The organism is Ochrobactrum sp. S1502_03, assembly GCF_044435015.1.
GTDB classification, from domain to species: Bacteria; Pseudomonadota; Alphaproteobacteria; order Rhizobiales; family Rhizobiaceae; genus Brucella; species Brucella chromiisoli.
Genome location: NZ_JAYEXN010000006.1, coordinates 82,273 through 106,800 on the forward strand (window position 1 = coordinate 82,273; position 24,528 = coordinate 106,800).

Consider the following 24,528-nt stretch of genomic DNA (forward strand, 5'->3'; position numbering starts at 1 on the left):
CGGCGTGATCCGATAGCATTACAAAACAGCTTACAGTCTTTGGGTTTGGCCATGTATTTTTGTAGAAATTTCTTATAGCGGCGGATCTGTTTTTCCAGACCCGCCTCTTCTTAATCGACTGCGCTTTCCTGCGCCATCACCGCTTGCGTAGTAACGGGTGTGCTTTGCCCACCCCATTCAGCTCTGATCCAGCTTATGAGTGCCGCAATCTCTGGGTCATCCATACGATGTGCAAAAGGCGGCATGGCATACATGCGCTGACCATTGGTGAAAGTCTGCGTTGGAATGCCGTTGACCACAACATTGATCAGGGTCTGTGGATTATCCATCGCAAGCGTTGCATTGCCCTTCATAGAGGGCGCCACATTCGGGATGCCTTCGCCGTTTACACCATGGCAGCCGGAGCAGGCCGATATGTAGGCAAGTCTGCCTGTATCCATAACACTTCCGGGGGCAGGGGCCGCGGCTTCCGGTAAGGGCGCAGGCGGTGCAGAGGCTTTGGCGATCTTGCCCTGTTCATCGGTCAACAGATAGGTTGCAATCGCCCTGACGTCGTCGGCTTCCATAACGCTTGTAGAAAAATGCGTCACGGTGTTCATGCCGGCAAACGAAGTGCCCTGAGGGGCGATGCCGGTTTGCAGATACTGGCTCAGTGTCTCGACATCAAAGCCATGTTTGGCCAGAGCAGCAGTGGTTATATCAGGGACAGCCATACCATCAACTTCCCCACCTTGCAGAGCGCGGGAAAAGTCGCTGCCCATCATGATATTGCGTGGCGTATGGCAGGCACCGCAATGGGCAAGACCCTCGACAAGATAAGCGCCACGGGTCCATTCTGCCGAACGCTGTTCATTATGCGGTGCTTTGCGATCCGGGAAGTTCAGCAACGTCCAGAAGTTCATAAACGGGCGCACTGGCAGCACGAATACGCCGGTGTTTTCCTTGTTGGCCACCGGCATGGCAGGGATGCTCATCATATAAGCATAGAGCGCATCCAGATCGTCAGGCGTGGTGATATGTGTATCGACAAAGGGCATTGCCGGATACAGATTGCCCTTACCCACCGCTATTCCATCGCGCAGCGCGCGATGAAAGTCCGCACGTGTGTAATTGCCGATACCATACTGCTTATCCGGGGTGATATTCGTGGAATAAACAGTGCCAAATGGTGTGCCGATTGCCACACCACCTGCCGCCATTGGCCCTTCGGGCAAAGAGTGGCAGCCAAAGCAATCGCCAGCCAGTGCAAGTTCGCGTCCCCGCGGGATCAGATCTTTCATCTGCTCCGGTGACATCGCTTGCTCTGCCTGTGGAGCAACGCTCGACATGCGGAAAAGGCCAAACAGAATGGCAAGCGCAACCACTGCGCCCAACACGATGATGGCTAAGATCGAATTACGCAATCTATGGCTTTTCATCGTTGGAACTCCTATCCGATCACGCAACCGGGTGTGGCAAGCGCCACATCGCGGATGGCTTCATAATAACGCACATAGCCTGTGCAGCGGCAGATATGGACGTCCAGCGCTTCTTCTATGGCGCCTTCAAGATCTTCGCGCCGGACAGGCTGGCGCTTGAGTTGATCAATGAAAACAGTCGCTCCCGCCACAAAGCCCGGCGTGCAATATCCGCACTGGAAAGAGAAGTGGTCAATGAAAGCCTGCTGAATGGGTGTCAGCTTCAAAACCTTGCCATCGGCATCCGTTTCGGCCTGACCTTCGATTGTGATGATCGATTTCTCGTTGAAGAAATGAGCATCGTAAATGCAGGTACGGCTTTCTGTTTTGCTACCGTCAGGCTGCAATTCCATGACAGTGCAAGCATGGCAAATACCTTGACCGCAACCAAAATGCGTTCCGGTCAAATCCAGATATTCATGCAGAAAATCAATCATTGGCATGCCAACCGGAACCTCAACCGGGCCGATTGGCTTGCCATTGATAGTCAGCGACAACGGACGTTTTTCGATGCTCATGACAAGGCCCTCTTTATCTTTTCCGGTGTGATCGGGAATTCATAGAACCGCTTTCCGGTGGCATGGGTAATCGCATTGCTGGTTGCCGGCAAAATCGGGATCATGCCCAGTTCAGCCATGCCCTTGGGGGGCGATGTCTCTGACAGTGGTGGAAGATAATCCGTGGTCTGGTTCCAGACTGCCACATCTTTGGCGCGGGGGAGCGTGTAGCGATTGAAGTTCCATGTGCCATTGCCGGGACCATCATCATAGAGCGGCATTTCTTCCATCAATGCATGCCCCAGCCCCATCGCGGTGCCGCCTTGTATCTGGCCCGATACCAGTTCCGGCACAATCATCGTGCCTGGTGCCATCATCATATGATGGCGCATGACCTGCACCTGGCCGGTAAAGGCATTGACATTGAGTTCAACAAGGCAGGCTGCTGGGGTCACAGTTGTGGGATCCGCACCCGCACGTTTTGTGGGCGGGTAATAGGCGATCTTTCGTTTGATAAACTCATAACCTGCTGTGGTCATTCGGCTTTTGAGTTCCTCAGACGCACCATCGCCATAGCGCACGGCAATAGCATCAAGCGGCAGCGTTCTGTTGCCAACCGTTGGAATGTCGAATTCAGCCCTCGACCATTGCCAGCTACTATAGGCATGAACAGCCACACCGGTGATCAGCCCCATTTCGTGGGCTTTTTTTGCCAGTCGCTCAAACGGGATCGGCTTCATACCGCCGCCACCGATACCATCGGGCCCGACACGAATATCCGACAGCTCCACATTGAGGCTTTGAAGCGGACCACCGCCAACCCCTTCGCTCCAGAGCGCCTTTGCGGCAGGCCACAGGCTGTTTTCGAGCAGGAAACGTCCAGCCTGGCGCGTTCCAAAACCAATATAATAAACCCCGCTGGAAGAGCTCATGTCGGGGATCAGCGCAGGCGTCCAGTACGGATCACTCTTGGCGAGCTCGTCCTGTTTTTTCTGATCGGCATAACTGGTGTATAGGGGCAGTTGCTCAAACTCGGTCACGCCGAAATCGACAATATCAGGCGCCTTGCCCAATGCCTGCCAGATCATCACCTGCTGCGCTGTGGTGCCGCCGGTTCCGATTTCCTGCACGCAATGACGCATGGTCAATTGACCATCCGCATCAAATTCAAGCACCAAAGCGGTTGGAACGCCACTGGAACCATAAACCTGCTGTACCTGCGAAAAGCCCACGCCATAAAGTTTGCCGGGGTTTGCTGTTTCAAATTCCGCCTTGGCTTTCTCGCGGTTTTGCCAGAGCGGGTGTTTTGCTGCCAGATCAAGCATTTCAACATTGCGCGGGTCGCCGGCGATAATGCCACCCTGCGTATTGGGATAGCCTTCCAGAATTGCATTGCGACGGCGCAGCTCAATCGGATCGATTTTGAGCTCATTTGCAATTTCATCGACCATCAGTTCCGTCACGGCCATGGATTGCAGCGAACCAAATCCGCGCATGGAACCGGCCTCAACGGCGGGTGTCGCCATGGCCAGCGCCGTCAAATCGGATTTAGGAAAATAGTAGATCGATTGTGCGCCACGCGCTGCCACATGTGAAACCGCAACAGACAGATTTTCACGACCACCGCCGTTGCAGCTATAAAAGCCTTTGAGCACCTCAAACTTGCCCGTCTTGCGGTCTGCAAGGATGGAGACATCCATCTCGACGGCATGGCGCTTCATGCCCATCTGGAACTGTTCATAACGATCATTGGCCATGCGGACGGCACGGCCATCACCATAAAAACACGCTGCCATCGCATAGAACGGAAATACGGAATAATCTTTCGATCCGTAGCCGACGGTTGATCCGGTCAGAAGAACGATGTTTTCGACCGGAAAAAGCTTGTTGTTTTTGGCAAGCATCGCAACGGCATTCACAATGCCGGTCGGCGATTGCGTTGCGGTCATCACATGCATGGTTTTGGTGGATGCATCATACCACGCATTGCAATTGTCCGGTTCCATCGCGCATGGATCGATGGATTGCGAAAAACCATGCCGCTCCAGCACAAACTTGTCGGGATTGTTGCGCGCGGCATCAATTTCATCGGAAATTGCGCGGGCATAGTCCATGGCAATACCCTGTGTATCCGGCTTTTCATCTGCGCGTTGCAGCGCTTCAATGAAACCGCCGCCTCTGTCTTTGCGAATGACAGGCGGAACGGCGACCGCTTTTTCGGGCGCATAAGGCGGCCAGACAGGCGTATTTCCGTCAAATCCACCCTTGATTCCAGCATCCTGAAATGGCGAAAACTTTGACGCGTTATAAGGTGTGTCGCCGCCAATACGCACATAGCGACCGGCACCGTAATTGGCTGGTGGTCTGGGGCCGGTTTCTTCGCCGTAAACAACTGCACGGTCTTCAAAGCGCAAAAGCCGCTTTGCAGCATCGAAGCGATCAAAATCCTTATAAATCAGGATAGCAACGGGATGCCCCAGAATGGGTGGTGTCTCACCTTTGGGCACCAGAATATTGTAGCCGTAAAAGCCTTTGCCCATATTGGTATCCTGCGGGATATTCAGCCCGTCGCGGGCCAGATCTTCCTGCAGGAGAAGCTTGTCTGGTTGCAGATTAGCACCAAGGACGGAAAGGTCAACGCCTTCAAAACTACGATCTGCTTTGGTCGCCTTGAGCATGAAAGCATGGCTTTGCTGTTTCGGCCATCCGGGAATGTTGCGTGCACGATAGTCCCGTGCAAAATTCTTCTGCCCTGTCACCTTGCGCACGCCATCCCACCGGAAGCGCGCCTTGCCATCCTTGCCGATCCAATCCGTCGATGTCGGTCCCGAATGGACTTCCAGTGCGTTTGCAACAGGAATGCGTCCAAGCATGACGGTTATGCCAGCAACACTGCCAAATTTGATAAAATCGCGACGCGAAATGCCTGAAGCCATGCGTAATCTCCTCAGCACAAGGTTCCGGACGCCAGCGGGTTGCCCGGAAGAGCTTTCGTGAAACAGTTCCCGCCGGTGGGCATACAGACCACTAGTATTCGAGTTGTCTCGGGGTCGTTGTTGACTTCTTTTTTTCAGATCCGTCGGACTCTTTGCGTGCGCCATCCTCCTGTTCTTCGAACAAAACGCCGCCGAGTGCTGCGACAAGGATCATAAATCCTGTGCCAAGAAGCCACGACAAATACCAAGGTCCGTAATCACCCAGAATAATGCCAACAAGAATGGCTATGACCGCGATGATCATTGCCAGCACAAAACGCCAGAATACGCTCATCATGGTCTCCTTAAAATGCGTGGTGAGAGGCCTTGACCTGCTCGGAATCCACCTTGCCGCGCATAACCCAGAAGGCCCAGCTCGTATACATAACGATCAGCGGCATGAAGATAACGGTGAAGCCAAGCATCCACATCAGTGTCAGCTGGCTTGAGCCGGAATTCCACACGGTCAGACTGTGGGACGGCTGAGTGCTTGAAGGCATCAGGAACGGGAACATGGCAACGCCTGCGGTGGCGATGACGCCAATCCATGCAATTGCGCCAAGCCACCATCCGAGCACAGCGCGGCGTGCGGCAATCGCCAGAAGTCCAAAAACAATGCCAAAATAGGCAAGGGCAGGGATGCCCCATAAAATGGCGTAGCTATGGAAATTGGACAAAAGCGCACCCGGTATACGCTCGACCACCTGATGAAGCGGTGTTTGCGGCACGCCCGGATTTGGGCCTTGAACGATGTGATATCCATCCATGCCCGAAACCCACAAACCGCCGATACTGAACAGAACAATCGCCAGAACGCCACCGAGCAACGCCGCTTTGCGTGCGCGTTGCGCAAGTTCGCCAAGCCCGCCACTCATGAGCATCGCTCCGCCCATGTAAATGGACAGCGACACGGATAGAAGCCCGCAAAGAATTGCGAACGGATTGAACAGTTCGATGAAGCTGCCGGTGTAATAGGACGTCATCCGCCAGTCGAAATTGAAGGGCACGCCCTGAATGACGTTGCCGATAGCGGCACCAAACACCAGCATGGGCACAAACCCGGAAATGAAAAGGCACCAGTCCCAGGCATTTCTCCAGCGTGGCGATGGCAATTTGCTTCGATACTCAAATCCAAGCGGCCGGACGATCATGCTCCAGAGCAGAACCAGCATGACGATGTAAAAGCCGGAGAAGGCTGTGGCATAAACCAGTGGCCAAGCGGCAAAGATGGCGCCACCACCAAGGATAAACCAGACCTGATTTCCATCCCAGTGAGGGCCGATGATGTTTAGGGCCACGCGGCGATCGGTGTCACTGCGTCCGACATAACGCAGCACCGTACCCACACCCATGTCCATACCGACCATGATGGCAAGCCCCATGAGCAGCACGCCGAGAAGAGCCCACCAGATCAGTTGAAGCGCGAAATAAATATCCACGGCAGAACCTCCTTCTTAATAAGCCACAGCCGGAGCTGATGAGGTTGCAGGGCTTGCTTCTTCCGGCCCATCCGGGCCTTTGCGGATGAAATGAAGCATGAGGAACAATTCGACGATGGCGAAGATTGTGTAGAGCAGGATGAAGCCTGCCAGTGACACGATCATATAGCCGACCGTATGGGTTGATGCTGACAGCCATGTCGGCAGCACCTCATAGACCGTCCAGGGTTGTCGCCCGACTTCCGCAACCAGCCAGCCCATTTCACAGGCAATAAATGGCACTGGGATCATCCACACCGAAGCGCGCAGGAACCAGCGATAATGATGGACGGAATTGGTCAGCGTGAGAATGAAGGATAGGACGAAATAACCGAGCATCAGCAGGCCAAGCCCTACCATAATGCGGAACGACCAGAAGATGATCCAGACTTCAGGTATCGTGTCTTTTGCTGCTCTGTCGATATCGGCATCCGTTATGCGTGTGATGTCGCCGTCAGGTGCATAACGCTGAACGAGAAAGCCGTAGCCGAGATCATCCTTATGCAGATCGAACTTGGCAAGGGCTGCCGCATCCGTCGGATTTGCGCTCAAAATCTGCATGGCCTCGATTGCGGGGATACCGTTCAGAATGCGTTTTTTGGCACGCGCTTCCAGCACATCCGCAGCCGGTACGGTTCCTTCCAGCGAGTGCGTCACGAGGATGGAAAGCATTGCCGGGATTTTAACGGCAAACAGATTGCGTTGTTCGCTTTGTGAGGGAATTGCGATGGCATTAAAAGCCATCGGCGCTTCTTCGGTTTCCCAGAGCGCTTCCATCGCGACAAGCTTGGTGGGTTGCGCATGGGCGCCGACAAAACCCAGCGCATCGCCAAGCGTCAGCACACCACCGGTTCCAAGCACGCCAAACAACGCGGCAATGCGGAACGAACGCTTGGCAATATCCATATGGCGGTTGCGCAACATGTAAAAAGCGCTGATGCCACAAACGAAAATTGCAGCGGTGACATATCCGGCAAGGACGGTATGCACAAACTTCGCCTGCGCATCCGGGTTGAAGAACATATCGAAGAAGCTACTGAGCTCCATACGCATGGTGACAGGATTGAAGTCCGCCCCTTTGGGGCTCTGCATGAAGCTGTTGGCGACAAGAATCCACAAAGCAGAAAGGTTTGAGCCAAGCGCTACCAGATAGGTGACAACCAGGTGCTGCATTTTGGTCAGACGATCCCAACCAAACACCATCAGTCCAAGGAACGTCGATTCCATAAAAAATGCCATCAGCCCTTCAATGGCCAATGCAGTACCAAACGCATCGCCCACAAAGCTGGAATAGAATGACCAGTTCATGCCGAACTGGAATTCCATCGTAAGACCCGTTGCCACGCCGAGTGCAAAATTGATCAGAAGCAGTTTTGCCCAGAACTGTGTCATACGGCGATAAACTTCACGCCCTGTTGTGACATAAACCGTCTCCATAATGGCGACCAGAATAGTCAGGCCCAATGTCAGTGGCACAAAAAGAAAGTGATATAAGGCTGTTGCCGCAAATTGAATGCGTGAAAGATCAACTACCAGATCGTTTACCACGACTAGTCCCCCTCCTTTTCTAGTCCGTAATCACAGAGCTTTACTTTACAAAGCTCTGGTTGCCTGACATCGGACGCATGAAAAGCTGTTTTATAATTATGCTTATTGGATATTATATACTGCTAATTATCAAAACTCTATTTTTGAGTGCTTCTAAACGCCGCACCTTATCCTCATGTCTCGGACGCGGTGTTTTATAATGAGGCACGAAATTCGACCCGAAGCAGAGGAAAATATCCCACGGGTATCTTCAATTTCTCGCAAAAAACGCGATAAAGTTCAAATTAGTATGCTGAATATTTCTTCGCCTTTATTACGGAAAGGCGACCTTCTCCCTGAAGGAAGAATAGATCAGATTAAGTCAAAATTTCCATTAAAATTATTGGCTGCCGTCATTTTTATCCGAGTTTTAACGTGTGTAGCGCGCAAGAATGCATCGTAGCGCGCTACAGTTTCAACACTTATAACGAGGCAGGCGGCGCGTTTACGCCTTGCGTAAAAACTCGGTGCGCAGAACAAGTCCTTTGACCTGTTTGGTGCTGCAATCAACCTCGTCGGGGTTGCCCGTGAGGCGAATATTCTTCACGAGTGTTCCGCGCTTGAGGGTGGTGGATGTACCTTTTACCTTCAGATCCTTGATCAGGGTAACAGAATCGCCATCGTTGAGTTGCGTGCCGTTGCTGTCGCGTACGATTTCATCAGACATAATTTTATCCCGATTATGAGTTGCCGCAGTGCCATGGATTATGACAACTGTCGGTTCGTGAACGGTAGGTGAGCCTACTCTTCTTCTTGGTTGCAGCTTTGGATTTCCATTGAGAGCAGTGATCTGAATGAATGGGATCAGTGCTCTAAGGTTTTCTTTTTCAAGCATAATCTTATCGATCTTCGCTTCGCTCCGGTCGGACTATGTTCTAAAAAGAATGGTTTCGGTCGCCACATCTGATGCTTCTACAATAAAAAAACGCCGCATACATTGCGGCGTTTTGTATTCAGCAAAATTAAGTCTATTGTCCTCGCGGGCCATCGCCTCTATCGCTGGATCTCAACCGAAAACGTTGGTCGCCCCTATAAGGTCGATCCCAGTTGCGTCCCCGATCCCAGTCGTTGCGGCGGTCCCAACGACCGCGGTTCCAGTTTCGTCGCTCATAACGACGATTGTCCCACCGGTCATTGCGATCATTAAGCGCTGCACCAAGGGCGGCACCGGCAATCAACGGTATACCGATGAGCGCTGCTGTATTGTCAAAATTATTTGAGTAACCGCCACTCGAACCTTCGCGCATGGCGAGATAACGTGAGGATGCCCAGCCAGATAATCCGCCATAATTGATCTGGCACCAGCCATAGCCGGAAGTGCACGCCTGAACAGTGACAGGGGACCGGCTCGGAATACTGCCAAGAGCGGCATATCCCGTGCCCGGTCCAGTGCGAACATTCAGATTGGTTGTTACAATAGCATTTGCTGCCTGTGCAGCGCTCGCGGAAAAGACGCCTAAAACCAAGAGTACTGCTTTGAAAGAAGGTCTCATCGGAGGGTTCCCTGAACAACTCTATTGGTTAATAAACGATGAAGATGTGCAAGAGGTTCCCGTTGGCAGTTATATTGCCGGTGATTTAGAGCATTTCCAGCAAAAGTGCGCAGCGGTTTTGCGCAGGACAATGCGTAAAATAAATAGCTAAGGCATTTCCAGCAAAAGTGCGCAGCGGTTTTGCGCAGGACAATGCGTGAAAACCAATGGAGACAGCATTTCCAGCAATTCAATCAAAACAGGAAATGGGTTAGCGGCGGCGGTGACGCAGAATGACGGCAATGGCGAAGCCTGCCAGCCCAACGGCGATGACACCCTGCAACACGAATATCCAGTTCATCATGGCATTTTCCTTTGGTGCATTGTGCACCTGAATTCACGAGCGCATCTTGATCTCCATGAATCAGGTCGGCGCTCTAAGGCTTTTTACGCAACGCATAAAACTTATCAGAGTTTGTCTCTCGCCGATAAGTTTTATGCACTCGACGGTGTTCTACAGCATCGGCTAAAGAATCATAATCATTTTTTGGAAAGCCGAAAACACACATCAAATGGTGAAGTCGTAACTATTCCTGTGGCCCGAAATATTTGTTTTTCAAAGCCGTCAGTTCTTCATTCTCCTGCAAGCTGATGATCGCGATTGAAGCTGGTTTTACGAGATCACTGTGACGCGGGAAAGCAAAACCGTATTTATCAGGGCTGAATATGTTTCCAACGATTTCTACCGGTTCGCCTGCATGTCTGTGGGTATAATATTCCAGCACCGGGCTATCGGCGACAATTGCTGAAATTTCATCATTGGTGAGTGCCGCGACAGCCTCTGGAAGATGATCGAAAGTTACAGTCGATATAGAGCGGGCTTGCAAAAGCTGCTGTGCAATGCTTCCCGTCCGTACGCCGACAGTCTTATTCTGCAAATCAGACAGACTATTGATATTATTGGATATATGGGCAACAGTCATGACGCTTGTGACGGACGATGTTACATAGGCAACGAGGGCGATGCCAAAGATCAGCCAGAAAGCCTGCCATATTCGACCCGCCCAGCCAAAGAGATTTTTGCGCGTGCTTTTGCCGGATGTGGCAAGCGAAACCACATGATAAAAGCTTTCGGCCAGACCTTCCATCCAACGGCGTGGGAAATTCTGATCGAATTTGCGATCAAAGATCGTCAGCAGAATCGTGGCAATCAGGATGACAATCCCAATCCATGCATAGGTTGCCAGGTGACCGGCATCTTCAAGATCGCTGATCAGGTCTTCCCAGCCATTGCCAGCTTGCGTGTGCACCATGATACGCAGACCGGCGTCAAACCATGGATGCGTAAAATCAACCACTTCCGCGCGTTTTTCTGTGATGGTGAGATTGGTGACAGCCGCGTCGACCTCATTTTTGGATACGGCCTCCACGAGCGCGGAATAGTTGGGATATTCGATAAACCGTGAAAGAAGCCCCAAACGCGCGCCGATGTCGTTCCAGAGGTCTATCGCCATTCCATTGAATGTCTCGCCCTGTTTGTTGACGAATGGTTCGCTGACATAAACGCCAACCTTCACCTGCCGCAATGGCGCATCCTGCGCATTCGAGGGTAGGGCTGCAACAATGATAAAAAGAAGGGCAAGCAGGCTTTGCGAGACGATGCAGAGCGATTTTTTACTTAAATTCCACGATGACACAGGTTCAAGCCGATTTTTGTTTCCCACCGTCTCAAGTATAAATATTCCAGCTCAATTTGGAAGTAAGCGAGCGGTCTATTTTCTTTAATTTCTAATATTTAAATATGCCTAATGTTGTATATAAATGGCAAGTAATGTGGGCGTCAAAGTGGCTCTGCTCAGCAGCGTATTGATAGAACCACTCTGATTGTTGAAGCGCGATCAGATCGCAGCAAAGCCTTTTTCGAGATCGGCGATCAGGTCAGGCACATCTTCCAGACCGATTTGCAAACGAATAACCGGACCGGGATATGTGGACGTGGCGAGCATGCGGTCTTTCAGTCCGACCTCGTTTGCAAGGCTTTCATACCCACCCCATGAGTAACCGAGGCCGAAAATCTCAAGTGCATTGAGAAACGCATGTGCTTCTTTTCGCTCTCCGCGTTTAAGAACAAAGGCAAATACCCCGGATGAGCCTTTGAAATCCCGCTTGAACAGCGCATGACCGGGATGGCTTTCGAGTGCGGGATGCAATACACGCTCAACAGCCGGATGGCTTTCGAGCCAATGGGCAATTTCAAGTGCACTTTTACGATGATGTTCCAGTCTCACGCCCATGGTGCGCAAACCACGCAGGACTTGATAGGTGTCGTCCGGTGCTGCACACAGCCCAAGTGTGCCATGGGTTTCAAGCAATTGCGGCCAGCATTTTTCGTTGGCAGAAATCGTGCCGAACAGAATATCGGCATGACCGGAAGGATACTTTGTTGAGGCTTGAATGCTAATATCCACGCCAAAATCAAGCGGCTTGAAATAGAGCGGTGTCGCCCATGTGTTGTCCAACATAACAATGGCACCCGCTTTGTGGGCGGCGTCCACGATCGCCGGAATGTCCTGCACTTCGAATGTGTTGGATGCAGGGGATTCCGTAAACACGACCTTGGTGTTGGCACGCATAAGGGTTGCGATCTCACTGCCGATCTCAGGATCATAATATTCAACCTCTATGCCCATGCGCTTGAGAATCGTATCGGCAAAGTGGCGGGTTGGATTGTAGATGGAATCGACGAGCAACGCATGGTCACCCGGCGACAGAAAGGCGAGAAGTGGCACCGTAACTGCTGCCAGACCTGATGGAACACAGACCGTGCCGGCAGAACCTTCAAGTGCATCAATAGCCTTACACAAGGCTTCGCTCGTTGGCGTTCCTCGTGTGCCATAGGTGTATTTTTGATTGCTGGTTGCCATGGTCTGAGCATCTGGAAACAGCACCGTGGAAGCCCGCACAACAGGTGGATTGACGAAGCCATGATAGTCCTTCGGATCATAGCCGTTGTGGGCCAAGCGTGTGTTTATGCCCAGCTTTTCTGTCTTGTTCTGCTTGTTAGTCACGAAATTGCCTCCAGGCCATGTTGCATGCTGATCAATCGATTCTTGTTTGCGGTTGCCGCAGAGAAGGTATCTGTATCCGCTTTTAGAGCGCATCCCGAAAAGTGTGAAACGGTTTTCGGACAAAGATGCGTTAAAATGAAGAGTTAGAGCGCCGATCTGATGCAATCAGAGCGAAAAGCGCGCTAAGGAAAGAGTATCCCCGACATGAATGAGAGCAAAGCCACGAGCACGATCCTTTATCCATTTCGTGCCGCGTTGGAACTCTTAAGAGCATTAGTACGGCCGGCTTATGCCGGTGCACCGTCCAGCTGGACGATGGAAATGACGGCAATTATCGTGCTTTTGCCTTTCGTGCTGCTGGTCCTGCATCTATGGGACGCGCAGATCGTTCGCGCTGCAATGCATAGTGATTTTATTGTCATGGAGCTGCTGCGCGCCATAACTGATTTGATTCGCACAGTTGTGTGGCTTGGTATTGCTATTCTTGTCTGGCTGATAACGGCATTGCTGCTTTCACCGGGAATTCGTCTTGTTTGCCAACAATTGCTCGTTCGTTTGCATGGATGGGCGACGCTTGTTCTGGCTTCTATCGTTGTCGGCAGCATTCCCACCGAGATCGGAAAGCTTGCCATTGGGAGGGCAAGGCCGCTTCTGCTTGATGAGCTTGGTTCTGCCTATTTTGCCCCGTTTCGCGGCGAGCATTCTTATGAAAGCTTTCCGTCAGGCCACTCCATGATGGCGGGCATAATGCTCGTCTCCTTGTGGATTTTTCTGCCGCGCTGGCGCTCTCTGACTGCACCTGTGTGCCTCTTGTTTGTCATCAGCAGGCTCGCGGCTGGGGCGCATTATCCGACAGATGTCGTTGCTGGGTTTGCAATTGGCTTTATTGCGACATGGTGGGTTGCTCGCTTCATGGCCACGCGAAATATTATTTTTTCAGTTGATAATGATAGCATGATGCCAAAAGTCTGATTTTGACGGAACAGCAACGTTTTTCACGTTTAATTTCATGCGGCATTTCATCTAAACATATGTTTGTATTGACTAATTTTTTTACCGTAAAGTTACTCCGATAAGTTGGGAGTAAATACACAAAAACCGGGAAAGCATGTAAAAATTGCTATGTCACGCGGTCATTTTTTTGAAGAATGGTTTTTTTCTCTCGCGTTAATAGCTTGACCAAAACCAAAATATCGCCTTCGATAGAGTGGTGAAGGTGGCAGGCTTCACTGAGCCCAAACAAAATGAGAGTCGATAACGACTCCGGGCAAGGGTTGCCTGCATGATGCAAGGGATTGGGGAGGTCTCTATAAAGGACTCTCTTGAATTTTGCGGAAAATAAGCAACAGAGACGTTGGGCTGTTTGGCCTCACGATCTCCCGGGAACATAAAGGTTGCAGGCCAGATGAAAAAAACTGTTTTGACAGGGGTAGTGGGTTTAGCGGCGTTGTTTGCTGCTGCTTCAGGGGCGTCGGCAGATACGCTTTCCGATGTGAAGAACAAAGGTTTTCTGCAATGCGGTGTGAACACGGGCCTGCTTGGCTTTGCCTCGCCCAATGATAAGGGCGAGTGGTCTGGCTTCGATGTGGACTATTGCCGTGCTGTGGCTTCTGCGATTTTCGGTGATCCAACCAAGGTGAAGTTCACGCCGCTGAACGCGAAGGAGCGTTTCACGGCTTTGCAGTCGGGTGAAGTGGATGTCCTGATCCGTAACACGACTTGGACAATCAGCCGCGACACTGCGCTCGGCCTTGATTTTGCTGGCATCAATTATTTTGACGGCCAGGGCTTCATGATCAATTCGAAGAAGCTGTCGGGCATCAATTCCGCATTGCAGCTTTCCGGCGCTTCCATCTGCGTTCAGGCCGGCACGACAACCGAGCTGAACATGGCCGACTATTTCCGTTCCAACAAGATGGAATATAACCCGGTTGTTTTTGAGAAGATCGAAGAAGCGAATGCTGCTTACGATTCCGGCCGTTGCGACGCCTATACGACCGACCAGTCCAGTCTTTATGGGGTTCGTCTGGCGCTCGCCAATCCGGATGATCATGTCATCTTGCCGGAAATCATCTCCAAAGAGCCGTTTGGCCTGACTGTTCGTCAGGGTGACCCCAAGTGGGCAGATGTCGTTCGTTGGACGCATAATGCGCTGCTCAATGCCGAGGAATACGGCATTACGCAAGCCAATGTCGAAGAGATGAAGAAGTCCGACAACCCGGACATCAAGCGTCTCCTTGGTGTGGAAGCAGACACGAAGATCGGCACCGATCTTGGCCTCGACAATGATTGGGTGGTGAAGATCGTAAAGGGTGTTGGCAATTATGGTGAGATATTCGAACGCAATATCGGTGCCGGCAGCCCACTCAAGATTGCACGTGGTCTTAACGCCCAGTGGAACAAGGGTGGCCTGCAATATGGCATTCCCGTGCGCTAACGGGTCTTGCTCTTCAGACTGATCGTCGGCGGGTGCAGGAGCACCCGCCGGATTTGTCGGCTTTGCAGTTTGTTCGTTTGTGAATGTCCCCACGTCATGCGGGCATATAAACGTTGACGATCTGCATTTTGGAATTCAACCGCGTCTTGTCAGTGCGCGAGTTCGGGATGATCCTGAACAGAGGATGACAAGACCGAACGGTTCGGCATTCGATGCCTCAATTTCAGGAATTGCTCCGCAAACGCGGTCAGCCTTTCTCGCTCGACATCGATGCTGCCAGCCGAGAAGCACAGGAAACATATGGCTTCCTATTCTGTAACTGAACGTCGCGAGGATAGCGGCAAAATTTCGCTCCTGTACGATCCGCGAATTCGCGGCATCTTCTATCAGGTCATTGTTTTTGGTGCGGTGATTGGCGCAATCTATTGGATTGTCGGCAACACAATCACCAATCTCCAGCGCGCCAATATCGCTTCCGGTTTCGGCTTTCTAAATGGCCGTGCGGGGTTCGATATCAGCCAGACGCTGATTCCATATTCCAGCGATTCGACCTATGGAAGAGCTTTTCTTGTTGGCCTTCTGAATACGCTTTATGTGGCAGGCCTGGGCGTTGTTCTGGCGTCAATCATCGGTTTTCTTGTCGGCGTCGGGCGTTTATCCCGCAACTGGCTTATCCGCAAGATCTGTATGGTCTATGTTGAGGTTTTCCGAAACATCCCGCCTCTGCTTGTGATTTTTTTCTGGTATTTCGGGGTGCTTTCCGTGTTGCCACAGGCAAGGGAAAGTCTGTCTCTGCCGCTCGGCACCTATCTGAACAATCGTGGGTTTTTCATGCCGTCGCCCGTATGGGGTGAAGGCGCATGGCTGCTGCCAGCCGCATTGTTGCTTGGAATTGTCGCTTCTTTCATCGTTGCGCGCTGGGCGAAGCATCGGCAGATGGCGACAGGAAAACCGTTTCATACAATACGCGTTTGTGCGGCTTTGATCATCGGTTTACCGATACTGGCGCTGATTGCGACCGGATTTCCTGTTTCGTTTGATTTTCCGAAACTTGGCACCTTCAATCTGACAGGCGGCGCGCAGGTTAAGCCGGAATTTCTCGCACTGTTTCTGGCTTTGTCGTTCTATACCGCTTCCTTCATTGCAGAAACTGTGCGCGCAGGTGTGCTCGGTGTAAACAAAGGCCAGACAGAAGCTGCCTATGCAGTTGGCTTGCGTCCGGGGCAAACAATGCGGTTGGTCATCGTGCCGCAGGCGCTGCGCATCATCATTCCACCGCTCTCCAGTCAGTATCTCAATCTGATCAAAAACTCCTCTCTCGCTATTGCGATCGGTTATCCGGATCTTGTGGCTGTGGGTGGCACGATCCTCAATCAGACGGGGCAGGCTGTTGAAGTCGTCGCGATCTGGATGGTGATTTATCTCAGCATCAGCTTGATCGTTTCCGGTCTGATGAACTGGTTCAATGCGAAAATGGCACTGGTGGAGAGATGACCATGGAAAACACAAATCTCCAATACGTTCGTTCGCAATTGGTCGAAGGCGAAAAGCCGCCCCGCTCAGTTCATGGCTTGTCACATTGGCTGCGGGTCAATCTTTTCGCGACGCCCGCTGATGCGGCACTCACAATTTTTGGTCTGGCCGTTGTGGCCTGGTTTCTGCCGCCCATGATTCAGTGGCTGTTTGTTAATGCAGCCTGGACTGGTGCAGACCGAACAGCCTGCCTGACTGTCACGCAGGGTGGTATACAGCCGGAGGGTTGGTCTGGTGCGTGCTGGGCCTTTGTGAAGGCGAAACACGAGCAGTTTATCTACGGGCGTTATCCGGTTTCGGAACGCTGGCGTGTCAACCTGACTGCGGTTTTTTTCGTGGTTCTGCTGGTTCCTTTGCTGATCCCGAAAATACCGCATAAGGTCATTAATGCGATTTTATTCTTGCTGGTTTTTCCGGTGGTTGCGTTTTTCCTGATGGTCGGTGGCTCATTTGGCCTTCCTTATGTGGAAACGGCGCTCTGGGGTGGTCTGTTGGTGACGCTGGTACTGTCTTTCGTGGGCATAGCCGTGTCGCTGCCATTGGGTGTGGTGCTGGCTTTGGGACGACGCTCCAAGCTGCCGGTCATCAAGACCTTCTGCATCATCTTTATTGAAATGGTTCGCGGCGTGCCGTTGGTGACCGTGCTTTTCATGGCGAGTGTGATGTTGCCTCTGTTCCTGCCGCCGGGCGTAACTTTCGACAAGTTGTTGCGTGCGCTTATCGGTGTGGCGCTGTTCGCTTCGGCCTATATGGCGGAAGTGGTGCGCGGTGGGCTTCAGGCCATTCCGCGAGGGCAATATGAAGGTGCGGATGCACTTGGTCTTAGCTACTGGCAGAAGACCAACCTCATCATATTGCCGCAGGCTTTGAAGCTGGTCATTCCGGGCATCGTCAACACGTTCATTGGCTTGTTCAAAGACACCAGCCTTGTCTACATCATCGGCATGTTTGATCTGCTTGGTATTGTGCGTCAGAACTTTTCCGATGCGAACTGGGTTTCTCCACAGACACCTGCAACCGGCTTGATCTTCGCGGGCTTCGTTTTCTGGATTTTCTGTTTCGCCATGTCGCGATACTCTATATTCATGGAACGAAGGCTCGACACGGGTCATAAACGATAAGAATCAAGGGAATAATGAAAATGAGTGCACAAAGCGCCCTCCCGCAATCCGAGCTCGGTGTCGAAATTGACCGTTCAAAACTGGAAGTCTCAAAGACTGAAGTGGCGATCGAGATCAAGAACATGCACAAGTGGTATGGTGAATTCCACGTGCTGCGTGACATCAATCTGAAAGTGATGCGTGGCGAACGCATCGTCGTTGCCGGTCCTTCGGGTTCCGGCAAATCGACCATGATCCGCTGCATCAACCGTCTGGAAGAGCACCAGAAGGGTCAGATCATTGTCGATGGCATTGAGCTCACCAATGATCTCAAGAAGATTGACGAAGTGCGCCGTGAAGTCGGTATGGTCTTCCAGCATTTCAACCTCTTCCCGCATCTGACCATTCTGGAAAACTGCACATTGGCACCAATCTGGGTTCGCAAAATGCCAAAGAAGCAGGCGGAAGAAATCGCCATGCATTATTTGCAGCGCGTGAAGATTCCGGAACAAGCCAACAAATATCCGGGCCAGCTTTCGGGCGGTCAGCAGCAGCGTGTGGCCATTGCCCGCGCACTGTGTATGAACCCGAAAGTCATGCTGTTCGATGAGCCGACTTCTGCACTTGATCCGGAAATGGTCAAGGAAGTGCTCGATACAATGGTGAGCCTTGCCGATGAAGGCATGACCATGATTTGCGTTACGCATGAAATGGGCTTTGCGCGGCAGGTTGCAAACCGCGTGATTTTCATGGATCAGGGCCAGATCGTTGAGCAGAATTCACCTGCCGAGTTCTTCGACAATCCGCAGCATGAACGCACCAAGCTGTTCCTCAGTCAGATTCTACACTGACCAAACGAATTGTTTCATAACAACACCCGCCGCTGATAACGGCGGGTGTTTTGTTATCGGGATTATGGTTGCCTTGGTATGCCGGGGTTTATGAGGTGAAGATGACAGACTTTCATTGGAGCGAATATCTGCCTCCCGAGGCGCATCGGGAGTTTTATTCTTTTTACAGGAAAGAGTGGTGGACTGCAGCGCGTTCGTTTGAAGATGTCATAAAGATGCTCAAACACTGCGATCTCACATTGTTTTGTCGTGATCAGAATGATGAAATCATTGGTTTCGCACGCGTTTTGACCGATTTCACATTCAAGGCGATGATTTTTGATGTCATCGTGGCCGAGCAAACACGCGGGCAGGGGCTTGGGAAAATGCTTGTTCAACGTCTACTGAACCACGAGAAGCTACGCGGGGTGAGCAGCTTTGAACTCTATTGCCCTGATTGTCTGGTGCCCTTTTATGAAAAACTGGGCTTTGTAAAAGGATCTTCTGCGTTGCTTTTTAATCAACCGCGCACAGCCTGAACGGCATCATAGCCATAAAGCCAGTCCAGATCTTTGAGAAAGGCATCAGCGCTGCGCGTGGCAAAAAGCATGTTGCGTCCGAGCGCAAAGATACCTGTTGCGTGGTAGGCAAACCGATTCATCTGACCGCGTTTGCCAACGGCAGCAATCCGCGCTTTTCGAACAGAATCAAACCGCTTTAGCGCTGATTGTGGCTCCCGGTCATCCAGTGCCTCGGCAAGTGCTGCCGCATCTTCAATTGCCATGGCAGCCCCCTGCGCAGCAAAGGGCGTAACAGCGTGTGAGGCATCGCCAAGGAAAATCGTTCTGTCTGGGCCGACAAACAGCGCTTCAGCCATTTCAAAAAGTGGCCAATAAGTCCATTGCGTTTGTGCAGCCAGAATATCACGAACCGGTGCACTCCAATCTGCGTAAATTGATCTTAGCCGCGAAACATCACCCGTCTTTGACCAAACTTCGCCGGGATTATCGCCAGTCGTAATGGCGACAAAGTTGAAGAAGTCTCCGCCCTTTACCGGATAGGCAATGAAGTGCGCTTTGTTGCCAAGCCACGCAGAAACAGCCTTTTGTTCCGGGACTGCTGCCTTAAAGCTTGCGGGTAGCGCGTCAGTTGCAAGTGTTGTGCGCCAGGCAATGTGACCGCTGAAACGCGCTTTATTATATCCGGCCTTCGCGCGTTGCGCAGACCAGACGCCGTCACAGGCGATCAGATAGCTGGCTGCGATTTTTTCCTCTGCTGCACCACGTCTGACTGTTGCAGAGATGCCGTTGTTATCAGCCTTATGTTCGATAATTTCCGAGCCGAGATTGATTTCAATATTTGGATGGTCGGTGCAGGCATTTAACAGAGCTGATTGCAAATCAGCGCGATGGCAGACAACATAAGGATGGTGCCACCGTTGTAATGCCTCATCACCCAACTGCATTGCGAGCAGGGGGCGAGCCTTGCGTCCATCCATAAGGTAGAGTGCTTGGGGCGTAACAGCTTGCGAGCAGAGGCGATCTGCAACGCCAAGGCGTTCAAGGTGACGCATCGCATTGGGGGCGAGCTGCAAGCCTGCGCCGACTTCCGACAAGGCTTGCGCTTTCTCAAACAGTTCAACACTCCAGCCCCGCGCCGCACATTCCAGCGCGGCACTCAGACCGGCAACTCCGGCCCCTGCAATCAATATGTGGCGTTTGCTCAAGCTGCTCATCATATCAGCGGCACGCATGCCGCTTGCTATATTCAGGCAGCTTTGTCTGCGGGTGCTTCGTAAACACAGCCGGCAGGCACGGTCTCGTCAGCATGAAGCTGTGCATTGTAGCGGTACAGCGTCGAGCAATATGGGCAGACGACTTCACTTTCGTCGCCCATGTCCAGAAAGACGTGCGGATGATCAAAAGGTGGGTTTGCGCCGACGCACATGAATTCCTTCACGCCGATTTCTATAGAATTGTGACCAGCGTCGTTCTGGAAGTGCGGGATGATGTGATCGGACATGATAGGCTCCGGAGCTTGTGGATCGCGATACCCAATTCAGGATAGCTATTTTTTTAGCATTTACCGTGTACGGCTTGTTTCTGAAAGCGTTTTCATCAATTCTGGGGACATTTCAAGCGGTTTGCTATCAAACTGTCATATGACAGCCATAGGCTTATCGTCGCGCCGGGATATGCCGGTAGTAACCGGGATAGGAAAAATGAACGAAAACAGCGTTGTGGCAACTCAGACCGATAATTTGCCAGCTCCTTTGGAAAATGGCCATTCCATGGGCCAGAAGTCCGTCATTGCTCAGAATGCTCACGAAGCTTTGAACAGTGACAAGACAGCCGAGCTGATGCAAAGCCCTGAACGCTTCGTTAATCGTGAGTTTTCGTGGTTGCAGTTCAATCGCCGTGTGCTGGAAGAAGCGGCCAACATCCGCCAGCCCTTGCTGGAACGTTTGCGTTTTCTGTCGATCTCAGCGGCAAATCTTGATGAGTTTTTCATGGTGCGCATCGCGGGCCTTGCCGCGCAGGTGCGTGCAGGCGTTGCCTTGCGCAGTGCGGATGGTCGCACGCCACAGGAGCAGCTTGATTTCGTTCTGGAAGAGGTCGGTCGCTTGCAGGAGGGGCAGCAAGCGTGTTTGCGCACGCTGCGTGAAGAACTTGAAAAAGAGAATATCGAGATCGTGCGTCCATCGGCTTTGTCGAACACAGAAAAGGAATGGCTGGAAAGCCACTTCCTGGAAACGATTTTCCCGGTTCTGACACCGCTTTCAATTGATCCGGCGCATCCGTTCCCGTTCATTCCAAACCTTGGCTTTTCGATCGCGTTGCAACTCGCGCGCCGTCTCGATGGCCATCCAATGACAGCCCTCTTGCGTATTCCGGTCGCCTTGAAGCGCTTCATTCAGCTTCCGCCAGAACAACAGAATGCTTTCCGCTTCATCACAATTGAAGATGCGGTCAGCCTGTTTATCGGTCGCCTGTTCCCCGGTTATGAAGTGCGTGGCGCAGGCACTTTCCGCATCATTCGCGACAGCGATATTGAAGTGGAAGAAGAAGCCGAAGATCTGGTTCGTCTTTTTGAAACAGCGTTGAAACGCCGCCGCCGCGGTCAGGTTATCCGCATTGAGTTTGATGGAGAAATGCCTGAGGCACTTCGGATTTTTGTGGCGACAGAACTTGGCGTCTCGGAAAACCGTATCAGTGTTCTCGAAGGTCTTTTAGCACTCAACATGATTTCGGAAGTTGTTTCGATTCCGCGCGATGATCTCAAATTTGTTTCCTATAATCCGCGTTTCCCTGAACGTATCCGCGAACATGGCGGCGATTGCTTTGCCGCGATTCGTGAAAAGGATATCGTGGTTCACCATCCCTATGAATCATTTGACGTCGTGGTGCAGTTCCTGCGTCAGGCTGCGGCTGACCCGGATGTGCTGGCAATCAAGCAGACATTGTACCGTACCTCCAACGATAGCCCAATCGTGCGCGCGCTGGTTGATGCGGCAGAAGCTGGCAAGTCGGTGACAGCCCTTGTTGAGCTCAAGGCGCGTTTTGACGAAGAAGCAAATATCCGCTGGGCGCGCGATCTGGAGCGCGCAGGCGTTCAGGTGGTGTTTGGCTTTATCGAACTCAAAACGCACGCAAAGATGTCATTGGTCGTCCGCCGTGAAGACCAGAAACTGCGCTCCTATGTTCACCTTGGCACGGGCAATTATCATCCGATTACGGCGCGCATTTACACCGACCTGTCTTTCTTCACGTCCGATGCCGACATTGCGCGTGACGTGGCTCATATCTTTAACTTCATCACCGGCTATGCGCAGCCTGCTGAAGAAATGAAAATTGCGATTTCACCACTGACATTGCGCGCGCGAATCTTGAAGCATATTGATGACGAGATCGCCAATGCGAAGGCCGGGAAGCCGGCGGCCATCTGGATGAAGATGAACTCGCTCGTTGATCCACAGATTATTGATGCACTTTACAAGGCCAGCCAGGCTGGTGTGCATGTGGACCTTGTCGTGCGTGGCATCTGCTGTCTGCGGCCAGGCGTTCCGGGCCTTTCGGACAACATTCGCGCCAAGTCGATTGTCGGGCGTTTTCTCGAGCATAGCCGCATTTTCTGCTTCGGAAACGGCCATGATCTGCCTTCCGACAAGGCGATCGTCTATATCGGTTCCGCCGACATGATGCCGCGTAATCTAGACCGTCGCGTCGAGACACTGGTGCCGATCACCAATGCCACAGTGCACCAGCAAATCCTGTCTCAAATCATGTTTGCCAACATAATTGATAATCAACAGAGCTATCAGCTACTTGCGGATGGTACCTCTCGCCGGATAGAAAAAGAGGATGGAGAAGAAGCTTTCAACGCGCAGGAATATTTCATGACAAATCCGAGCTTGTCGGGTCGCGGAAAGTCGCTGAAGTCATCTGCCCCCCGTCTCATTGCGCATCGTAAGCGTGTGCAGGCGGAAAGAAACACGACTTCATGAGTCCAGCAGTCGCACAAGGCCGATTGAAGGGTCTTAAACCCGTTGCGGTTATCGATATCGGTTCCAACTCGATCCGTGTTGTCGTTTATGAAGGCATTGTCCGGTCTCCGACAGTGCTTTTCAACGAAAAGCTTCTCTGCGGTCTTGGCAAAGGACTGGCCAAGACCGGGAAACTCAATGAGAAATCTGTCGATATCGCGCTGCGCGCATTGAAGCGTTTTCGCGTTCTGGCCGAACAGGCGGGGGCGATCTCCATTCATGCGCTGGCAACTGCCGCTGCACGCGAAGCAAAAAACGGCCCCGATTTCATTTCTCAGGCCGAGGCTATTCTTGGACGGCACATTGAAGTGCTGTCCGGCAAAGAAGAAGCTTACTACTCCGCTTTGGGTATCATTTCAGGTTTTTACAAACCGCAAGGCGTAACCGGCGACCTTGGCGGTGGTAGCCTGGAGCTGGTTGCCGTCAATGACCATGAGGTCGGGGAGGGCATTACCCTTCCATTGGGCGGTCTGCGCTTGCAGGATATGTCCAACGAGCAACTGCCGGAAGCGGCGAAGATTGCCCGTACGGAATTGGCGCGTGCAACCCTTCTTGAAGAGCATCAGGGGCAAGTCTTTTATGCTGTTGGCGGTACTTGGCGAAACCTCGCCAAGCTGCACATGACGGCCAAGCATTATCCGCTGCATGTCATGCATGGCTATGAGATGGACCCTGTGGAAGCCAAAAGCTTTCTCACACGTGTTGCCAAAGGCAATATCGACACAATGCGCGGCATTGAAGCGGTGTCGAAAAACCGCCGTCAGTTGCTTGGCTATGGCGCTACGGTTTTGCTTGAAACCATCCGTCGCATGAAGCCATCCAAGATTGTGTTCTCGGCGCTGGGTGTGCGTGAAGGCTATCTTTATTCACTGTTGCCTAAAAACGAGCAGCGGCTTGATCCGCTTCTGGCATCAGCGGAAGAGTTGGCGATCCTGCGTTCGCGTTCACCGCGCCACGCCCGGGAGCTTGCAACATGGACAACGCTTTCCTTGCCGGTGCTTGGGTTTGATGAAACCGAAGATGAAGGCCGTTACAGACAGGCAGCCTGTCTGGTGGCTGACATCAGCTGGCGCGCGCATCCTGATTATCGCGGCTCGCAGGCGCTCAACATTATTGCGCATGGCTCATTCGGCGGTATCGATCATCCGGGCCGTTCTTATATGGCAATCGCCAATTACTATCGCCATGAAGGATTGGTTGAAGACGAGATTGCGCCGGAGATTCTCCAGCTTGCCACACCGCGCCTGCGCGAGCGAGCAAAGCTTCTGGGGGCTTTGCTGCGCGTTATCTATCTGCTTTCCGCATCCATGCCGGGCGTGATCCCACGTCTTTATTGGCGTGAAGAAGAAAATGGCATTGCGCTGGTCGTGCCTGGCGATCTGGCTGATCTTATTTCGGATCGTCCAGAGGGGCGGTTGCAACAGCTTGCAAAACTGACGGAAAAAAACCTTTACTTCGCCGTCGGTGACAGCGCGATTGACGCAAACGAGCATCATTAAACGTATCAGAAGTTATCCATGAAAAGGCCGGCAGGAGTTTTCTCTGCCGGCC

The 24,528-nt window shown here is 52.1% G+C and carries 20 protein-coding genes; 8 read left to right on the plus strand and 12 right to left on the minus strand.

Annotated features, from left to right (window positions below; genetic code table 11):
• Positions 1-110: 110 nt before the first annotated feature.
• From VBH83_RS06925 to VBH83_RS06970, 10 genes are all read right to left on the minus strand, one after another.
• Complete coding sequence (locus tag VBH83_RS06925) at positions 111-1,418, minus strand: c-type cytochrome (RefSeq protein WP_396996908.1); 1,308 nt, start codon at positions 1,416-1,418, stop codon at positions 111-113.
• 11 nt (positions 1,419-1,429) lie between these two features.
• Positions 1,430-1,975, minus strand: coding sequence for a (2Fe-2S)-binding protein (locus VBH83_RS06930; protein ID WP_396996910.1), 546 nt, complete (start codon positions 1,973-1,975; stop codon positions 1,430-1,432).
• Positions 1,972-4,890 (minus strand): xanthine dehydrogenase family protein molybdopterin-binding subunit, encoded by a 2,919-nt coding sequence (locus VBH83_RS06935; protein WP_396996912.1) that lies wholly within the window; start codon positions 4,888-4,890, stop codon positions 1,972-1,974. The genes VBH83_RS06930 and VBH83_RS06935 overlap by 4 nt, the downstream gene beginning before the upstream one ends.
• A 91-nt stretch (positions 4,891-4,981) precedes the next feature.
• Complete coding sequence (locus VBH83_RS06940; protein ID WP_265983348.1) at positions 4,982-5,224, minus strand: hypothetical protein; 243 nt, start codon at positions 5,222-5,224, stop codon at positions 4,982-4,984.
• A gap of 10 nt (positions 5,225-5,234) precedes the next feature.
• Positions 5,235-6,368, minus strand: coding sequence for a cytochrome d ubiquinol oxidase subunit II (gene cydB / locus VBH83_RS06945; RefSeq protein WP_265983350.1), 1,134 nt, complete (start codon positions 6,366-6,368; stop codon positions 5,235-5,237).
• A gap of 15 nt (positions 6,369-6,383) precedes the next feature.
• Positions 6,384-7,955 carry a cytochrome ubiquinol oxidase subunit I gene (locus tag VBH83_RS06950; RefSeq protein WP_265983353.1) on the minus strand — a complete coding sequence of 524 codons (1,572 nt, stop codon included), beginning with the start codon at positions 7,953-7,955 and terminating at the stop codon, positions 6,384-6,386.
• Positions 7,956-8,439: 484 nt separating this feature from the next.
• The gene (locus VBH83_RS06955) at positions 8,440-8,661 is read right to left on the minus strand and encodes an alkylphosphonate utilization protein (protein WP_094506899.1); all 222 of its coding nucleotides are present in this window, start codon (positions 8,659-8,661) and stop codon (positions 8,440-8,442) included.
• 301 nt (positions 8,662-8,962) lie between these two features.
• Entirely contained in the window at positions 8,963-9,487 is a 525-nt protein-coding gene (locus tag VBH83_RS06960; protein WP_396996915.1) for an SH3 domain-containing protein, read from the minus strand.
• Between the two features lie 566 nt (positions 9,488-10,053).
• Positions 10,054-11,163, minus strand: coding sequence for a transporter substrate-binding domain-containing protein (locus tag VBH83_RS06965; RefSeq protein WP_396996917.1), 1,110 nt, complete (start codon positions 11,161-11,163; stop codon positions 10,054-10,056).
• Between the two features lie 201 nt (positions 11,164-11,364).
• A complete protein-coding gene (locus tag VBH83_RS06970; RefSeq protein WP_396996919.1) occupies positions 11,365-12,534 on the minus strand; it encodes a cystathionine beta-lyase in 1,170 nt (389 codons plus the stop codon).
• Between the two features lie 204 nt (positions 12,535-12,738).
• Between VBH83_RS06970 and lpxE the strand changes: the two genes are divergently transcribed.
• From lpxE to VBH83_RS07000, 6 genes are all read left to right on the plus strand, one after another.
• Entirely contained in the window at positions 12,739-13,506 is a 768-nt protein-coding gene (gene lpxE / locus VBH83_RS06975) for a lipid A 1-phosphatase LpxE (protein WP_396996921.1), read from the plus strand.
• A gap of 433 nt (positions 13,507-13,939) precedes the next feature.
• On the plus strand, positions 13,940-14,971 hold the full coding sequence (locus VBH83_RS06980) for an amino acid ABC transporter substrate-binding protein (protein WP_265983361.1): 1,032 nt from the start codon (positions 13,940-13,942) through the stop codon (positions 14,969-14,971).
• Positions 14,972-15,271: 300 nt separating this feature from the next.
• On the plus strand, positions 15,272-16,465 hold the full coding sequence (locus VBH83_RS06985; RefSeq protein ID WP_396996924.1) for an amino acid ABC transporter permease: 1,194 nt from the start codon (positions 15,272-15,274) through the stop codon (positions 16,463-16,465).
• Positions 16,466-16,467: 2 nt separating this feature from the next.
• On the plus strand, positions 16,468-17,625 hold the full coding sequence (locus VBH83_RS06990) for an amino acid ABC transporter permease (protein ID WP_265983363.1): 1,158 nt from the start codon (positions 16,468-16,470) through the stop codon (positions 17,623-17,625).
• Between the two features lie 20 nt (positions 17,626-17,645).
• Positions 17,646-18,455 carry an amino acid ABC transporter ATP-binding protein gene (locus tag VBH83_RS06995; protein ID WP_265983364.1) on the plus strand — a complete coding sequence of 270 codons (810 nt, stop codon included), beginning with the start codon at positions 17,646-17,648 and terminating at the stop codon, positions 18,453-18,455.
• 101 nt (positions 18,456-18,556) lie between these two features.
• Positions 18,557-18,973: a GNAT family N-acetyltransferase gene (locus VBH83_RS07000; protein ID WP_265983365.1), complete on the plus strand. Its 417-nt coding sequence runs from the start codon at positions 18,557-18,559 to the stop codon at positions 18,971-18,973.
• Here the strand turns inward: VBH83_RS07000 and VBH83_RS07005 are convergent.
• Both VBH83_RS07005 and VBH83_RS07010 read right to left on the minus strand, forming a co-directional pair.
• Positions 18,955-20,142, minus strand: a complete 1,188-nt coding sequence (locus VBH83_RS07005) for an FAD-binding protein (protein WP_396996961.1) — start codon at positions 20,140-20,142, stop codon at positions 18,955-18,957. The two genes, VBH83_RS07000 and VBH83_RS07005, sit on opposite strands and share 19 nt — an antisense overlap.
• Before the next feature lie 59 nt (positions 20,143-20,201).
• Positions 20,202-20,456, minus strand: coding sequence for a zinc-finger domain-containing protein (locus tag VBH83_RS07010; RefSeq protein ID WP_265983366.1), 255 nt, complete (start codon positions 20,454-20,456; stop codon positions 20,202-20,204).
• Between the two features lie 268 nt (positions 20,457-20,724).
• Between VBH83_RS07010 and VBH83_RS07015 the strand changes: the two genes are divergently transcribed.
• Both VBH83_RS07015 and ppx read left to right on the plus strand, forming a co-directional pair.
• Positions 20,725-22,938 (plus strand): RNA degradosome polyphosphate kinase, encoded by a 2,214-nt coding sequence (locus tag VBH83_RS07015; protein ID WP_396996963.1) that lies wholly within the window; start codon positions 20,725-20,727, stop codon positions 22,936-22,938.
• On the plus strand, positions 22,935-24,476 hold the full coding sequence (ppx, locus tag VBH83_RS07020) for an exopolyphosphatase (RefSeq protein ID WP_265983368.1): 1,542 nt from the start codon (positions 22,935-22,937) through the stop codon (positions 24,474-24,476). Before VBH83_RS07015 ends, ppx begins: the two co-directional genes overlap by 4 nt.
• Positions 24,477-24,528: the final 52 nt, after the last annotated feature.

What these genes read in the sequence shown, in the direction of transcription:
- VBH83_RS06985 (WP_396996924.1), top strand. Translation starts at nt 15,272, where the DNA reads ATGGCTTCCTATTCTGTAACTGAACGTCGCGAGGATAGCGGCAAAATT.
- VBH83_RS06995 (WP_265983364.1), top strand. Translation starts at nt 17,646, where the DNA reads ATGAGTGCACAAAGCGCCCTCCCGCAATCCGAGCTCGGTGTCGAAATT.
- VBH83_RS06940 (WP_265983348.1), bottom strand. Translation starts at nt 5,224, where the DNA reads ATGAGCGTATTCTGGCGTTTTGTGCTGGCAATGATCATCGCGGTCATA.
- VBH83_RS06955 (WP_094506899.1), bottom strand. Translation starts at nt 8,661, where the DNA reads ATGTCTGATGAAATCGTACGCGACAGCAACGGCACGCAACTCAACGAT.
- ppx (WP_265983368.1), top strand. Translation starts at nt 22,935, where the DNA reads ATGAGTCCAGCAGTCGCACAAGGCCGATTGAAGGGTCTTAAACCCGTT.
- VBH83_RS07010 (WP_265983366.1), bottom strand. Translation starts at nt 20,456, where the DNA reads ATGTCCGATCACATCATCCCGCACTTCCAGAACGACGCTGGTCACAAT.
- lpxE (WP_396996921.1), top strand. Translation starts at nt 12,739, where the DNA reads ATGAATGAGAGCAAAGCCACGAGCACGATCCTTTATCCATTTCGTGCC.
- VBH83_RS07015 (WP_396996963.1), top strand. Translation starts at nt 20,725, where the DNA reads ATGGGCCAGAAGTCCGTCATTGCTCAGAATGCTCACGAAGCTTTGAAC.
- VBH83_RS06990 (WP_265983363.1), top strand. Translation starts at nt 16,468, where the DNA reads ATGGAAAACACAAATCTCCAATACGTTCGTTCGCAATTGGTCGAAGGC.
- VBH83_RS06935 (WP_396996912.1), bottom strand. Translation starts at nt 4,890, where the DNA reads ATGGCTTCAGGCATTTCGCGTCGCGATTTTATCAAATTTGGCAGTGTT.
- VBH83_RS06980 (WP_265983361.1), top strand. Translation starts at nt 13,940, where the DNA reads ATGAAAAAAACTGTTTTGACAGGGGTAGTGGGTTTAGCGGCGTTGTTT.
- VBH83_RS06930 (WP_396996910.1), bottom strand. Translation starts at nt 1,975, where the DNA reads ATGAGCATCGAAAAACGTCCGTTGTCGCTGACTATCAATGGCAAGCCA.
- VBH83_RS07000 (WP_265983365.1), top strand. Translation starts at nt 18,557, where the DNA reads ATGACAGACTTTCATTGGAGCGAATATCTGCCTCCCGAGGCGCATCGG.
- VBH83_RS06960 (WP_396996915.1), bottom strand. Translation starts at nt 9,487, where the DNA reads ATGAGACCTTCTTTCAAAGCAGTACTCTTGGTTTTAGGCGTCTTTTCC.
- VBH83_RS06925 (WP_396996908.1), bottom strand. Translation starts at nt 1,418, where the DNA reads ATGAAAAGCCATAGATTGCGTAATTCGATCTTAGCCATCATCGTGTTG.